The sequence below is a fragment of the Streptomyces sp. NPDC058683 genome (assembly GCF_042716195.1).
Lineage (GTDB): Bacteria > Actinomycetota > Actinomycetes > Streptomycetales > Streptomycetaceae > Streptomyces.
This window is the reverse complement of sequence record NZ_JBHXSK010000034.1, coordinates 96773-110838: the sequence shown is the minus strand read 5'-3', so window position 1 is coordinate 110838 and position 14066 is coordinate 96773. Positions and strand designations below refer to the sequence as shown.

At 69.5% G+C, this 14066-nt stretch carries 14 protein-coding genes; 6 read left to right on the top strand and 8 right to left on the bottom strand.

Annotated features, from left to right (window positions below; genetic code table 11):
• Positions 1 to 18 precede the first annotated feature (18 nt).
• On the bottom strand, positions 19 to 786 hold the full coding sequence (fabI, locus tag ACFWXC_RS33065) for an enoyl-ACP reductase FabI (protein WP_351694605.1): 768 nt from the start codon (positions 784 to 786) through the stop codon (positions 19 to 21).
• 5 nt (positions 787 to 791) lie between these two features.
• On the bottom strand, positions 792 to 1511 hold the full coding sequence (gene fabG, locus ACFWXC_RS33060) for a 3-oxoacyl-[acyl-carrier-protein] reductase (protein ID WP_351694607.1): 720 nt from the start codon (positions 1509 to 1511) through the stop codon (positions 792 to 794).
• Positions 1512 to 1747: 236 nt separating this feature from the next.
• On the opposite strand from fabG, the gene ACFWXC_RS33055 reads away from it, so the two are divergent.
• The 3 genes from ACFWXC_RS33055 (at position 1748) to tyrS (ending at position 5999) form a co-directional block, all read left to right on the top strand.
• Positions 1748 to 3271 (top strand): TldD/PmbA family protein, encoded by a 1524-nt coding sequence (locus ACFWXC_RS33055; RefSeq protein ID WP_384484332.1) that lies wholly within the window; start codon positions 1748 to 1750, stop codon positions 3269 to 3271.
• Positions 3268 to 4662 carry a metallopeptidase TldD-related protein gene (locus tag ACFWXC_RS33050; protein ID WP_384484330.1) on the top strand — a complete coding sequence of 465 codons (1395 nt, stop codon included), beginning with the start codon at positions 3268 to 3270 and terminating at the stop codon, positions 4660 to 4662. The genes ACFWXC_RS33055 and ACFWXC_RS33050 overlap by 4 nt, the downstream gene beginning before the upstream one ends.
• Before the next feature lie 68 nt (positions 4663 to 4730).
• A complete protein-coding gene (gene tyrS, locus ACFWXC_RS33045; protein ID WP_384484328.1) occupies positions 4731 to 5999 on the top strand; it encodes a tyrosine--tRNA ligase in 1269 nt (422 codons plus the stop codon).
• Between the two features lie 87 nt (positions 6000 to 6086).
• Here the strand turns inward: tyrS and ACFWXC_RS33040 are convergent, their stop codons facing one another.
• Positions 6087 to 6365 carry a GlsB/YeaQ/YmgE family stress response membrane protein gene (locus ACFWXC_RS33040; protein WP_384484326.1) on the bottom strand — a complete coding sequence of 93 codons (279 nt, stop codon included), beginning with the start codon at positions 6363 to 6365 and terminating at the stop codon, positions 6087 to 6089.
• A gap of 245 nt (positions 6366 to 6610) precedes the next feature.
• Here ACFWXC_RS33040 and ACFWXC_RS33035 point away from each other — a divergent pair, with 245 nt between their 5' ends.
• Both ACFWXC_RS33035 and ACFWXC_RS33030 read left to right on the top strand, forming a co-directional pair.
• Complete coding sequence (locus tag ACFWXC_RS33035) at positions 6611 to 7009, top strand: DUF3099 domain-containing protein (RefSeq protein ID WP_384484324.1); 399 nt, start codon at positions 6611 to 6613, stop codon at positions 7007 to 7009.
• 216 nt (positions 7010 to 7225) lie between these two features.
• A complete protein-coding gene (locus ACFWXC_RS33030) occupies positions 7226 to 7435 on the top strand; it encodes a hypothetical protein (protein ID WP_384484322.1) in 210 nt (69 codons plus the stop codon).
• 9 nt (positions 7436 to 7444) lie between these two features.
• Here the strand turns inward: ACFWXC_RS33030 and moaA are convergent, their stop codons facing one another.
• The 3 genes from moaA to ACFWXC_RS33015 all read right to left on the bottom strand — a co-directional run bounded on the left by moaA (position 7445) and on the right by ACFWXC_RS33015 (position 10561).
• Positions 7445 to 8434, bottom strand: coding sequence for a GTP 3',8-cyclase MoaA (gene moaA / locus ACFWXC_RS33025; RefSeq protein ID WP_384484320.1), 990 nt, complete (start codon positions 8432 to 8434; stop codon positions 7445 to 7447).
• 154 nt (positions 8435 to 8588) lie between these two features.
• Positions 8589 to 10208, bottom strand: a complete 1620-nt coding sequence (locus tag ACFWXC_RS33020; protein WP_384484318.1) for a cation acetate symporter — start codon at positions 10206 to 10208, stop codon at positions 8589 to 8591.
• The gene (locus ACFWXC_RS33015) at positions 10205 to 10561 is read right to left on the bottom strand and encodes a DUF485 domain-containing protein (RefSeq protein ID WP_384484316.1); all 357 of its coding nucleotides are present in this window, start codon (positions 10559 to 10561) and stop codon (positions 10205 to 10207) included. The genes ACFWXC_RS33020 and ACFWXC_RS33015 overlap by 4 nt, the downstream gene beginning before the upstream one ends.
• 334 nt (positions 10562 to 10895) lie before the next feature.
• Between ACFWXC_RS33015 and ACFWXC_RS33010 the strand changes: the two genes are divergently transcribed.
• The gene (locus tag ACFWXC_RS33010) at positions 10896 to 12422 is read left to right on the top strand and encodes a S8 family serine peptidase (RefSeq protein ID WP_384484314.1); all 1527 of its coding nucleotides are present in this window, start codon (positions 10896 to 10898) and stop codon (positions 12420 to 12422) included.
• 61 nt (positions 12423 to 12483) lie between these two features.
• Here the strand turns inward: ACFWXC_RS33010 and ACFWXC_RS33005 are convergent, their stop codons facing one another.
• Positions 12484 to 12879, bottom strand: coding sequence for a DUF6281 family protein (locus ACFWXC_RS33005; protein ID WP_384484312.1), 396 nt, complete (start codon positions 12877 to 12879; stop codon positions 12484 to 12486).
• A gap of 22 nt (positions 12880 to 12901) precedes the next feature.
• Positions 12902 to 13954, bottom strand: coding sequence for a peptidase M10 (locus ACFWXC_RS33000; RefSeq protein ID WP_382539381.1), 1053 nt, complete (start codon positions 13952 to 13954; stop codon positions 12902 to 12904).
• Positions 13955 to 14066 lie beyond the last annotated feature (112 nt).

Sequence of the window (14066 nt, the reverse complement as noted above, 5' to 3'; positions counted from 1 at the left end):
GGATGGTGTCCGTGCGGGTCAGGCGCCGATGGCGTGCAGACCGCCGTCCACGTGGACGATCTCGCCGGTGGTCTTCGGGAACCAGTCGCTCAGCAGGGCGACGATGCCCTTGCCGGCCGGCTCGGGGTCCTTGAGGTCCCACTCCAGGGGCGAGCGGTGGTCCCAGACCGAGGCCAGCTCGGTGAAGCCCGGGATGGACTTGGCGGCCATGGAGCCGAGCGGGCCCGCGGAGACCAGGTTGCAGCGGATGTTCTGCTTGCCCAGGTCACGAGCGAGGTAGCGGCTGGTGGCCTCCAGGGCGGCCTTGGCCGGGCCCATCCAGTCGTACTGCGGCCAGGCGTACTGGGCGTCGAAGGTGAGACCGACGACCGAGCCGCCGTTCTGCATCAGCGGCAGGCAGGCCATGGTCAGCGACTTCAGGGAGTACGCCGAGACGTGCATGGCGGTCGCGACGGACTCGAAGGGCGTGTTGAGGAAGTTGCCGCCGAGCGCGTCCTGGGGGGCGAACCCGATGGAGTGCACGACACCGTCGAGCCCGCCGAGCTCCTCGCCGACGAGGTCGGCCAGCCGCCCGAGGTGCTCGTCGTTGGTGACGTCGAGCTCGATGACCTTGGTCGGCTTGGGGAGCTTCTTGGCGATGCGCTCGGTCAGCGTGGGCCGCGGGAACGCGGTGAGGATGATCTCGGCGCCCTGCTCCTGGGCCAGCTTGGCCGCGTGGAAGGCGATGGAGGACTCCGTCAGCACACCCGTGATCAGGATGCGCTTGCCCTCAAGGATTCCACTCATGGTGATCAGTGACCCATTCCCAGTCCGCCGTCAACGGGGATGACGGCTCCAGTGATGTACGAGGCGTCGTCCGAGGCGAGGAACCGCACCGTCGCGGCGACCTCCTCGGGCTCCGCGTACCGGCCGAGCGGCACCTGCGACACGATGGTGGCGCGCTGCTCGTCGGTGAGCACCTTGGTCATGTCGGTGTCGACGAAGCCGGGCGCGACGACGTTGAAGGTGATGTTGCGCGAGCCCAGCTCACGGGCGAGGGACCGCGCGAAGCCGACCAGGGCGGCCTTGGAGGCGGCGTAGTTGGCCTGACCGGGACCACCGTAGAGGCCGACGACCGAGGAGATGAGGACGACACGGCCCTTCTTGGCGCGCAGCATGCCGCGGTTGGCGCGCTTGACCACGCGGAAGGTGCCGGTGAGGTTGGTGTCGACGACCGAGGTGAAGTCCTCCTCGGACATACGCATCAGAAGCGTGTCCTTGGTGATGCCGGCGTTGGCGATCAGGACCTCGACCGGACCGTGGGCGTCCTCGATCTCCTTGTAGGCCTGCTCCACCTGCTCGGAGTCGGTGATGTCGCACTTGACGGCGAGGCAGCCCAATTCCTTGAGGACGGCCGGCGGCTCGCCCGAGCGGTACGTGATGGCAACCTTGTCGCCGTTGTCGGCGAAAGCGCGGGCGATGGCGAGGCCGATGCCCCGGTTGCCTCCAGTGACGAGAACCGAGCGGCTCAACGGATCACCCTTTCGTTCGGTCTGACCACCCGCCGGAACAGCTGGCACGACAGGCGGCTTCATCGAAAACCTATCGGTCCCGCCATCACCGCGAGCAAGCGGGCACCGACAGTGGCTCGGGGGTGTCGCTGTCGGATCCCTACAGAAAGGCCCGACGCCGGGCCGAAACCTGTGGTCCGTGCGCCCGCGGGCGCGACATGATCGGACGGACAGGCCACGACAGCAGGGAGACCTCCGTGCCTCATTCCATCGACGAAGCCTTCACGGCGCTTCCGCTACGGGCCCTGGCCGACGCCGCGCTGGCACGCGCGCGTGCGCTGGGTGCCCAGCACGCGGACTTCCGGTTCGAGCGGGTGCGCAGCGCGTCCTGGAGCCTCAGGGACGCCAAGCCCGCCGGATCCTCGGACACCACCGACCTCGGCTACGCGGTCCGCGTCGTGCACGGCGGTACCTGGGGCTTCGCCTCCGGGGTGGACCTGACCCTGGACGCGGCCGCCAAGGTCGCCTCCCAGGCGGTGGCGATGGCCAAGCTCTCGGCGCAGGTGATCAAGGCTGCCGGGTCCGATGAGCGGGTCGAGCTGGCCGACGAGCCGGTGCACGCGGAGCGGACGTGGATCTCGTCGTACGAGATCGATCCGTTCGCCGTGCCCGACGAGGAGAAGGTCGCGCTGCTCACGGACTGGAGCGCCCGGCTGCTGGCGGCGAACGGCGTCAGCCACGTCGACGCCTCGCTGCTCACCGTGCACGAGAACAAGTTCTATGCCGACACGGCGGGGACCGTGACCACCCAGCAGCGGGTGCGGCTGCATCCGCAGCTGACCGCCGTGTCCGTGGACGAGTCGAGCGGCGAGTTCGACTCGATGCGGACCATCGCGCCGCCGGCCGGCCGCGGCTGGGAGTACCTCACCGGCACCGGCTGGGACTGGGACGCCGAGCTGGAGCAGATCCCGGAGCTGCTCGCCGAGAAGATGCGGGCGCCGAGCGTGGAGGCGGGCCTGTACGACCTGGTGGTCGACCCGTCCAACCTGTGGCTGACCATCCACGAGTCCATCGGCCACGCCACCGAGCTGGACCGCGCGCTCGGCTACGAGGCCGCCTACGCCGGCACCTCGTTCGCCACCTTCGACCAGCTCGGCAAGCTCAGGTACGGCTCCGAGCTGATGAACGTCACCGGCGACCGCACCGCCGAGCACGGCCTGGCCACCGTCGGCTACGACGACGAGGGCGTCGAGGCGCAGTCCTGGGACCTGGTGAAGGACGGCACGCTCGTCGGCTACCAGCTGGACCGCAGGATCGCGAAGCTGACCGGCTTCGAGCGCTCCAACGGCTGCGCGTACGCCGACTCCCCCGGGCATGTGCCCGTGCAGCGCATGGCCAACGTCTCGCTCCAGCCGGACCCGGGCGGTCTCTCGACGGAGGACCTGATCGGCGGGGTCGACCGCGGGATCTACGTGGTCGGTGACCGTTCCTGGTCGATCGACATGCAGCGCTACAACTTCCAGTTCACCGGCCAGCGGTTCTTCAGGATCGAGAACGGGCGGATCACCGGACAGCTCCGGGATGCCGCCTACCAGGCGACGACCACCGACTTCTGGGGCTCCATGGCGGCCGTCGGCGGCCCGGGGACCTATGTCCTGGGCGGTGCTTTCAACTGCGGCAAGGCCCAGCCGGGGCAGGTCGCCGCCGTGTCCCACGGCTGCCCCTCGGCCCTCTTCAAGGGCGTCAACATCCTCAACACCACGCAGGAGGCCGGTCGATGAGCGCCCGTGACAACAAGCCGCACGAGATCGTCGAGCGGGCCCTGGAGCTCTCCCGGGCCGACGGCTGTGTGGTCATCGCCGACGAGCACTCCACCGCCAACCTGCGCTGGGCCGGCAACGCGCTCACCACGAACGGCGTCACGCGCGGCCGTTCGCTCACCGTCGTCGCGACCGTCGACGGCAAGGAGGGCACGGCCTCGGGTGTCGTGTCCCGGTCGGCGGTGACCGCCGACGACCTGGAGCCGCTGGTGCGGGCCGCCGAGGCCGCCGCGCGGGGCGCCGGTGCCGCCGAGGACGCGCAGCCGCTGGTCACGGGCGTACCGGAGGCGCCGGACTTCACGGACGCGCCCGCCGAGACCTCCTCCGCCGTGTTCGCCGACTTCGCCCCGGCGCTCGGCGAGGCCTTCGCCCGCGCGCGTGCCGGTGGCCGCGAGCTGTACGGCTTCGCCAACCACGAGCTGGTCTCGACGTACGTCGGCACCTCGACCGGACTGCGGCTGCGCCACGACCAGCCCACCGGCACCCTGGAGCTGAACGCCAAGTCGCCGGACCGTACCCGGTCGGCCTGGGCCGGGCGGTCCACGCGGGACTTCAAGGACGTCGACCCGGGCGCGCTCGACGCCGAGCTGGCCGTACGGCTCGGCTGGGCGGAGCGCCGGGTGGAGCTGCCGGCGGGCCGGTACGAGACGCTGCTGCCGCCGACCGCCGTGGCCGACCTGCTGATCTACCAGCTGTGGTCGGCGTCCGGGCGGGACGCGGCCGAGGGGCGGACGGTGTTCTCCAAGCCGGGCGGCGGCACCCGTGTCGGCGACCGGCTGACCGACCTTCCGCTGACCCTGCGCAGCGACCCGAACGAGCCGGGCCTGGAGACCGCGCCGTTCGTCGTGGCGCACTCCTCCGGCGGTGACCAGTCGGTCTTCGACAACGGGCTGCCGGTCGGCGCCACCGAGTGGGTCGCGGGCGGCGAGCTGAAGCACCTGACCACCACCCGGCACACGGCCGGTCTGACCGGGCTGCCGGTCGCCCCGGCGGGCGGGAACCTGATCCTGGACGGCGGCGACGACCGCTCCCTGGACGAGATGGTCGCGGCCACCGGACGCGGGTTGCTGCTGACCTGCCTCTGGTACATCCGCGAGGTCGACCCGGCGACGCTGCTGCTCACCGGCCTGACCCGGGACGGCGTGTACCTGGTGGAGAACGGCCAGGTCACCGGGCAGGTGAACAACTTCCGGTTCAACGAGTCGCCGGTGGACCTGCTGGGGCGGGCCACGGAGGCCGGACGCACGGAAAAGACGCTGCCGAGGGAGTGGAGCGACTGGTTCACTAGGGCTGCGATGCCCGCGCTGCGCGTGCCCGACTTCAATATGAGCTCTGTCAGTCAGGGCGTATAACCTCGTAGCCGGTGGTCGCAAGGCCGCCCGAAGATCATCCGAAGATCGCCCAAGGAGATACGAGAACCGTGACGGACATCGTCGACGAGCTGAAGTGGCGGGGGCTCATCGCCCTCTCCACGGACGAGGACGCATTGCGCAAGGCGTTCGCGGACGGTCCTGTCACGTTCTATTGCGGCTTCGACCCGACCGCGCCCAGCCTGCACCTCGGCAACCTCGTGCAGATCCTGACGATGCGCCGGATCCAGCAGGCGGGCAACCGCCCGCTGGGCCTGGTCGGGGGCGCCACGGGCCTGATCGGCGACCCGAAGCCGAATGCCGAGCGCACGCTGAACGCGCCCGAGGTCGTCGCCGAGTGGGTCGAGCGGCTGCGCGCGCAGATCGCCCCGCTGCTGGACTTCGAGGGGCCGAACGCGGCGGTCATGGTCAACAACCTGGACTGGACGCAGGGCCTGTCGGCCATCGAGTTCCTGCGGGACATCGGCAAGCACTTCCGCGTGAACAAGATGATCGCGAAGGAGGCCGTCGCCCGGCGCCTGGAGTCCCAGGAGGGCATCAGCTACACCGAGTTCAGCTACCAGATCCTCCAGGGCATGGACTTCCTGGAGCTGTACCGGCGGTACGGCTGCACGCTGCAGACCGGCGGCAGCGACCAGTGGGGCAACCTCACCTCGGGTACCGACCTGATCCACAAGGTCGAGCCCGACGCCGTGGTCCACGCGCTGGGCACGCCGCTGATCACCAAGGCCGACGGCACCAAGTTCGGCAAGACGGAGTCCGGCACGGTCTGGCTCGACCCGGAGATGACCACGCCGTACGCCTTCTACCAGTTCTGGCTGAACGCGGACGACCGGGACGTCTCCAAGTTCCTGCGGATCTTCAGTTTCCGGTCGCACGACGAGATCGAGGATCTGGAGAAGCAGACCGAGGAGCGTCCGCAGGCGCGGGCGGCCCAGCGGGCGCTGGCCGAGGAGCTGACGACGCTGGTGCACGGCGCCGACCAGACGGCCGCGGTGATCGCCGCGAGCCGTGCGCTCTTCGGGCAGGGGGAGCTGGCGGAGCTGGACGCGAGGACTCTGGCCGCGTCGCTCTCCGAGGTGCCGAACATCCAGGTCGCCGAACTGGGACCGGTGATCGACCTGTTCGCCGAGGTCGGGCTGGTGGCGAGCAAGTCCGCCGCGCGGCGGACCGTGAAGGAGGGCGGGGCCTACGTGAACAACGTCAAGGTGACCGCCGAGGACGCGGTACCCGGCGCGGACGAGTTGCTGCACGGGCGGTGGCTGGTGCTGCGGAGGGGCAAGAAGAATCTGGCGGCTGTGGAGGTCGTCGGTTCGTAAGCGCCGTAGGGGTGCGGGTGCTGTTCACACAACCCCGCGCCCCTGACGGGGCGCTTCGGTTCGGGGCGCCTTCGGGTTCAGGGCGGCTCAGGCCCGCTGCTTCCGCTTGCCCAGCGTCGCCATGTACAGCATGTCGCCCAGGAAGACGATGATGATCGCGGCGACCAGCTGGAAGATGTGGCGGCTCCAGTCGATGCCCCTCGTCTCCGCCACGCCCACCGCGCGGGCGATCGCGTTGCCGGCGATCGCGCCCAGCATGCCGAAGATGGTCGTCAGCCAGAGCGGGCTGTGCTGCTTGCCCGGGATGACCGCCTTCGCGATCAGGCCCAGCACGAATCCCACGATGATCGCCCACAACCAGCCCATGGCTGCCTCCTCGTACGGCTCGACGTGAGCATTACGCCAAGTCTCGGCCCGTACGCCGTACGGCGCATGTCGGTACGCCCGTACGCGGTACGGCGCAGGACGTTCACGCAGGCGGGAGGGCGACCCGGTCTCGAAGGCGGCGCAGGCGCGGCGTACCGTAAGAGACGTCCCGGTCCGGTTCCCCGTACGGGTGCGGACAAGGTACGGGCCGGGGAGAGTCCGATGCGGGCGGATGGTGGAATGTGATGCGGAAGCAGCGCGGCGGCGGCAGCGTCCAGGTGTTCCGGATCACCGGGGCCCGCACCGGACTTGCGGAGGACGTGCGTGGCCGGCAGCGGCGGTATGTCATCTCGATGACCGTCCGGACCATGTCGGTGATCCTCGCGGTCGCGTTGTGGAACGTCGAACGGTATGTCGCCGTCGTGGCGTTGGTGCTGGGGGCGCTGCTCCCCTATGTCGCGGTGGTCATCGCCAACGCGGGCCGGGAGCGTCCGCCCTCGCTCCCGTCGACGTTCGGTGTCGCGCCGACCCGGCTGATGATCGCGCCTCCGCGCGCGGAGGACCCGCACGTGGAGTCCGTCCCGGAGGACGCGGTGGCGGATCCGGCGGCGAGGGTGCGCGGCGAGCAGCCGGGGCCGGTCTGAGCATCGGGGATGCCGCGCAGACGGACGGCTGCCACGTACAAAGCTCAGGAAAAGCTCAGATCAATCGTGCAGTTCCGGTGCCGGGCGGCAGGTGACCCATGACATACTGCGTACGCGCTCCGCATCCCCCGTCGGAGCGACGGACCGACGCCGGGCAGCTCCCCCCGTGGCTGCTCGGCGTCGCCTTGTTTGCGGGGCTTCTTGCAGGACGAAGCAGTGAGTGACGTTATCTGTTCAGCGAAGGGCTGCCGGGCCGACGCGGTGTGGGTGCTGGCCTGGAACAACCCGAAGATTCACACTCCCGAGCGGCGGAAGACCTGGCTCGCTTGCGAGGAGCACCGGGAGCACCTTTCGCAGTTTCTGGGAGTGCGGGGGTTCTTGAAGGATGTCGTGCTGTTGCGGGAGTGGGCGGAGCCGGAGGACTGAGCAGTCGCTCTAGCCCCCGATCGCGGACATGGGCCTGTCCGGCTGCACGAACGACGGGTCGTCCAAGCCCGCCCCCGCCTTCTTCCCCCACATCGCCAGCCGCCAGATGCGGGCGATCTCCTCGTCGGATCCGCCCGAGCGCAGTGCGCCGCGCAGGTCCGTCTCCTCTCTGGCGAACAGGCAGTTGCGTATCTGGCCGTCGGCCGTGAGACGGGTGCGGTCGCAGGCCGCGCAGAACGGGCGGGTGACCGAGGCGATGACGCCGACGCGGTACGGGCCGCCGTTCACCAGCCAGCGCTCCGCCGGGGCGGCACCGCGCTCGGCCGCGTCCTCGGGGGTGAGGTCGAAGCGGGTGTGGAGCGAGGCGAGGATGTCCCCCGCCGTCACCATGCCGTCGCGCTTCCAGCCGTGCTGGGCGTCCAGCGGCATCTGCTCGATGAAACGCAGCTCGTAGTCGTGCTCCACCGCCCAGGCCAGCAGGTCGGGGGCCTCGTCCGCGTTCAGGCCCGGCATCAGGACCGTGTTGACCTTGACGGGGGTGAGGCCGGCGTCGCGGGCCGCCTGGAGGCCGTCGAGGACGTCCTGGTGGCGGTCGCGGCGGGTGAGGGTCTTGAAGACCTCCGGACGGAGGGTGTCGAGGGAGACGTTGACCCGGTTCAGACCGGCCGCCTTCAGGGCCGGGGCGGTGCGCCGCAGGCCGATGCCGTTGGTCGTCAGGGACATCCGGGGGCGGGGGGCCAGGGCCGCCACCCGCTCCACGATGCCGACCAGGCCGGGGCGCAGCAGGGGCTCGCCGCCGGTGAAGCGGACCTCCTCGACGCCCAGCAGGCGGACGGCGATGTCGACCAGGCGGACGATCTCGTCGTCCGTGAGCAGGTCGGACCTGGTCAGCCACTGCAGGCCCTCCTCGGGCATGCAGTACGTACAGCGCAGATTGCACCGGTCGGTCAGCGAGACCCTCAGGTCGGTGGCCACCCGGCCGTAGGTATCGATGAGCACCTGGGCCCCCTCCCTCGTTACGGATCGGTTCTCTTCCGTCACATGTGAGCCTACGTGACAGCACCGACACCGCGAGGGGCCCGATGCCACGAGGTACGACGCGGCCGCGTCGTAGGACCCTACGATCCCGTCGACGCGGCCAGTCGTACGAAGGTCAGTGCGCTCCGGTACCGGTCAGGGACCGCACCTCCAGTTCCGCGTACTTCGCGGCGTCCGGGGCCTCCTTGGACAGGTAGGTGCCCACGACGCCGAGGAGGAAGCCGACCGGGATCGAGATGATGCCGGGGTTCTCCAGCGGGAACCAGTGGAAGTCGACGTCCGGGAACATCGACGTCTCCTTGCCGGACACCACCGGCGAGAAGAGGACCAGGCCGACCGCGGTGACCAGGCCGCCGTAGATCGACCAGAGGGCGCCCGCGGTGGTGAAGCGCTTCCAGAAGAGGCTGTAGAGGATGGTCGGCAGGTTTGCGGAGGCGGCGACCGCGAAGGCGAGCGCGACCAGGCCGGCGACGTTGAGGTCGCGGGCCATGGCACCGAGCAGGATCGAGACCGCGCCGATGCCGACGGTGGCGTAGCGGGCCGCGTTGATCTCCTGCTTCTCGGAGGCCTGGCCCTTCTTGATCACGTTGGCGTAGATGTCGTGCGCGAAGGAGGACGACGAGGCCAGGGTGAGGCCCGCGACCACCGCGAGGATCGTCGCGAAGGCGACCGCCGAGATGGTGGCCAGCAGGATCGCGCCCCAGTTGGAGTCGACGCCGCCCAGATGGAGGGCGAGGAGGGGGGCCGCGGTGTTGCCCGACTTGTTGGAGGCGATGATCTCGTCCGGTTTGATCAGCGCGGCGGCGCCGAAGCCGAGGGCGAGGGTCATCAGGTAGAAGGCGCCGATCAGGCCGATCGCCCAGAGCACGGACTTACGGGCGGCCTTCGCGGTGGGCACGGTGTAGAAGCGGATCAGGATGTGCGGCAGACCGGCGGTGCCGAGGACCAGGGCGATGCCGAGGGAGAGGAAGTCCAGCTTGCTGGTGCCGGTGGCGCCGTACTTCAGGCCGGGCTCCAGGAAGGCGGTGCCCTTGCCGCTGTTGTCGGCGGCCTTGCCGAGCAGGTCGGAGATGTTGAAGTTGAACTTGGCCAGGACCATGAAGGTCAGCAGCAGGGCGCCCGCGATGAGCAGCACGGCCTTGACCATCTGCACCCAGGTGGTGCCCTTCATGCCGCCGATGGTGACGTAGACGATCATCAGGACGCCGACCAGGGCGACGATGGCGATCTTGCCGCCGTCGCTGGTGATGCCGAGGAGGAGGGAGACGAGGACGCCCGCTCCGGCCATCTGGGCCAGCAGGTAGAAGATCGACACCACGATCGTCGAGGTGCCGGCCGCCGTGCGGACCGGGCGCTGGCGCATGCGGTACGCCAGCACGTCGCCCATGGTGTAGCGGCCGGAGTTGCGCAGCGGTTCGGCGACCAGGAGCAGGGCGACCAGCCAGGCGACCAGGAAGCCGATGGAGTACAGGAAGCCGTCGTAGCCGAAGAGGGCGATGGCGCCGGCGATGCCGAGGAAGGACGCGGCGGACATGTAGTCGCCGGAGACGGCGAGGCCGTTCTGGAAGCCGGTGAACTGGCGGCCGCCCGCGTAGAAGTCGGCGGCGTCCTTGGTCTGGCGGCCGGCCCAGACGGTGATGACGAGGGTCGCGGCGACGAACACCGCGAACAGGGTGATGATCAGCGTCCGGTGCTCGCTGGCCTCGCCGGCCGCCAAGGTGATCGCGGGGCTCATGCGTCGCCCTCCATCCGGGACTTGATGGCCTCGGCCTTGGGGTCGAGCTTGGCGGCGGCGTGGTGCGCGTACCACCAGGCGATGAGGAACGTGGTGAGGAACTGGGCGAGGCCGAGGACCAGGGCCACGTTGATGTTGCCGACGACCTTGGTGCCCATGAAGTCGCCCGCGTAGTTGGAGAGCAGGACGTACAGCAGGTACCAGGCGATGAAGCCGACGGTCAGCGGGAAGGCGAAGGAGCGGTAGGAGTGCCGCAGTTCGGCGAACTCCGGACCCTGCTGCACCTCGGTGAACTCCTCGCTGGAGGGGAGCCGGGTCTGCGCTTTCGAGGGCGGTGGTGTCTCGGTAGCCACGGAGTCTCCTCGCGATACGGACATGCGGATTCTGACCTCACAGACACTTGGATCACCTACCCGGAGTGATACCACGACTCCGGTAGGTGATTCCGACGGGGGGCCTCGATCCTGCTGTGGCTCCCTCCTCAAGGTCACGGCGCCACGCGTGGACAGGTTCAACTCGCCCGAGTTCTTTCGGAAGTCGTTCGCGTGACCGGCCTCCGGTCATTGCTGGCCGGCGAGTGCGGGAGATAGCTTCGCCCTGCACCACACGTCATGTACCTGCCCAGGCAGCACGCACGGCTCGGGCGGGCCCGTTTTCGGTTCATGTTCCGGATGATGTGGAGACCCCATGGCTCATCTGCGTTCCAGACGCACGCTGGCGCTCGCCGTACCGATCGCCCTGTCACTGACCGCCTCGCTCGGGCTGCTGCCAGCGGCGGCTTCGGCCGCACCGCTGACGGCCTCGGCGACGCCGGCGGCGGACGGGCCGAACCTGGCCTATGTCGTCAACACCAGGACGGACCACCGCACGATCGAGTCGGTGCAGCGGGCGATCACCCGCAACGGCGGCACGATCGTCGCGTCGTACGACAGGATCGGCGTGATCGTCGTGCACTCGGCGAACCCGGACTTCGGCGCCGCGCTGCGCGCGGTGCGCGGGGTGCGGTCGGCGGGGGCGACCCGGACGGCTCCGCTGAGCGCGGCGGGGACCACGGACGAGGGGGCCGTGCAGGTCCTGTCGAAGACGGAGGCCGCACAGGTCGAGAAGAGGTCGGCGGCGGGCCAGGAGCCCCTGGAGGCCGACCAGTGGGACCTGCGGACGATCGGCGCCGACAAGGCCGCCGCGGTCAACCCCGGGAGCCGGTCGGTGACGGTCGGCGTCATCGACACCGGCGTCGACGACACCCACCCGGACATCGCCCCCAACTTCTCCGCCGCGCAGTCCGCCAACTGCGTGAGCGGCAAGGCCGACACGACCTACGGCGCCTGGCGGCCGGTGGACGCCGACCACTACCACGGCACGCATGTCGCCGGTGAGATAGCCGCCGCCCGCAACGGCATCGGCGTGGCGGGCGTGGCACCGGGGGTGAAGGTCGCGAGCATCACCGTGGCCCAGCCCGACTCGACGCAGCTGTTCTACCCGGAGAGCGTGGTCTGCGCCTTCGTGTTCGCCGCCGACCACGGCGTGGAGATCACCAACAACAGCTACTACGTTGATCCATGGCTGTACAACTGCATGGACGACCCGGATCAACGTGCCATCGTTGACGCGGTCAACAGGGCGCAGTTGTACGCGCAGAGCAAGGGCACGCTCAATGTGGCCTCGGCGGGCAACTCGAACGACGACCTCGACGCGGACGCCCTCACGGACGCCTCCAGCCCCGACGACTCGACGCCCACGACCCGCACGGTCGACCCGCACGAGTGCTTCGACGTGCCGACCCAGCTGCCCGGTGTGGTCACCGTGAGCGCGGTCGGCGTCAACAACACCAAGTCCTACTACTCCAGCTACGGACAGGGCGTCGTCGACGTGGCGGCCCCGGGCGGCGACAAGTACCAGATACCGAACACTCCGTCGCAGAACGGCCGCATCCTGTCCACCCTGCCGAACGACCAGTACGGCTTCCTCCAGGGCACCTCGATGGCGTCCCCGCACGTGGCCGCGGTCGCCGCGCTGCTGAAGTCGACCCACCCGCACGCCTCCCCGGCCCGGCTCCAGGCGCTGCTGAAGGCCGAGGCGGACAACCCGGGCTGCCCGGCGGGCCCCTACGACGGAGACGGCGACGGCGTCGTGGACGCCGTCTGCGTGGGCGGCAAGCGCGTGAACGGCTTCTACGGGGCCGGGACCATCAACGCGCTGCGGGCGGTCAAGTAACGCGGCGCGCGCCGGCCATGGCCATCCCCAGCGGGACGGCCATGGCCGGCGGGCACTCGCGTCAGGATCCGTCGATCAGTTTCCGCACCTCGGGTGGGAGTTCCTTGTCCGAGTAGACGGCGACGAGCCGCGCGTCCGCGGGTGTGTCGCCGACCGCGATGGCCACCTCGGGCGGGACTCCGTCCACCTCGTAGGCCGTCATCGTGTCCGCCGGCAGGGTCTCGTCCTCACCGCCGGTGTCGTCGCACGACGGGTGGGTGGCCGTGCCCAGCTTCCCGCCGGCCTCGAACGTCACATCCGTGACGTCCTCGTACGTCCGGTCCTGGTACAGGATCCGGTAGACGCAGGACGCCGACCCGTCGCCGTCACTGCTGCTGCTCGTCGTGCACGCCGCAGCCGCCACGGCCAACGCCGTCAGCAGCAGCGGCAGACCCGCGGATCGCCCGGACCATCTCATCGACGCCTCCTGTGGGGTCTGCCTAGTAGATACTGCGCAGCGCCAGGACTTCGCCCTTGCCGAGGGTCCTGGCGATCGTCTTGCACCTGAACGAATCCGTGTACATGGTGAGGTTCTCGTGCCCCGCCCCGACATGGCCGAGTCCGAAGATGTGTCCGGCCTCGTGCGTACCCACGGAGCGGACGTCGAAGAACCTGTTCGCGCAGCTGCTGGTCGGCTTGTTCGTGAAGTCATGGTTGTACGTGTTGAAGCGGACGTCGGCCTCGCGCAGGTCGTTCTTCACCCCCGGCATGGACCAAGTGTAGGAACAGGTCGTGGCGACGGCGGTGTCCTTGATGTCGCCGGCGTCCCACACGCTCAGGCCGTCCTGGCCGGTGCACTGGCTGCTCTTGTTGACGCTCGCCTCCCGGCTGGTGGTGGCCAGGTAGTTCTCCTTGGCGCCGACGGAGTCGCTGTAGCCGCAGTTGTTGTAGCTCTCGGTGATGTTGTCGAGGGCGTCCCCGAACGCCCAGATGGCGTCGGTCTTGGACAGCCCGGCGGGCAGACCGCCGTCGCCGATGTACCAGTTGTAGGTGCCGTACTCCTTGCGGTCGTCCGTCTTGTACGCGCCGTCGCTGCATGCCGACGGGGAGGCGGCGGCGTCCACGTCGGCCACCTCGGCATCGGTGGAGGAGTCCGTGGCGTCGGTGACCGTGTCCGTCTCCGCCGGGACGTCGGACGCCGGGTCGGGTGTCGTCGGCTCGGGCACGTCGTAGCCACCGGTGGAGGAGTCCGCGACGGCTCCCTCAAGGAGGTAGGAGACCTTGCCGTCCGCCGCGACCTCCAGCGTGAATCCGTGCGTCTCGCCGTCCGTGGTCAGCATGTCGACGCTCACGGCCATGCCCGGTTCGGGCACGGTTACACCGGCACCGTCGTAGACGACGACCCGTCCGACCGCGCCGCACGTGATCACGGACGATCCGGTGGGCAGTTGCTCGACGCCCAGTTCCCCTGTCTCGGGAAGCTTGCACTCGGCCGTACCCGCGTGTGCGCTGCCGGCGAAGGCCGACAATCCGGCCACGAGCGCGAACGCCATGATCGATCTTCCTACGAGTCCTGGGTTTCTCCCAGCCACTCTCCACCCCCTGAAACCGGCCCCGCCGTACGGGACTTGATCAATGCAAATGAAGAGCAATAGCCAATTGAGC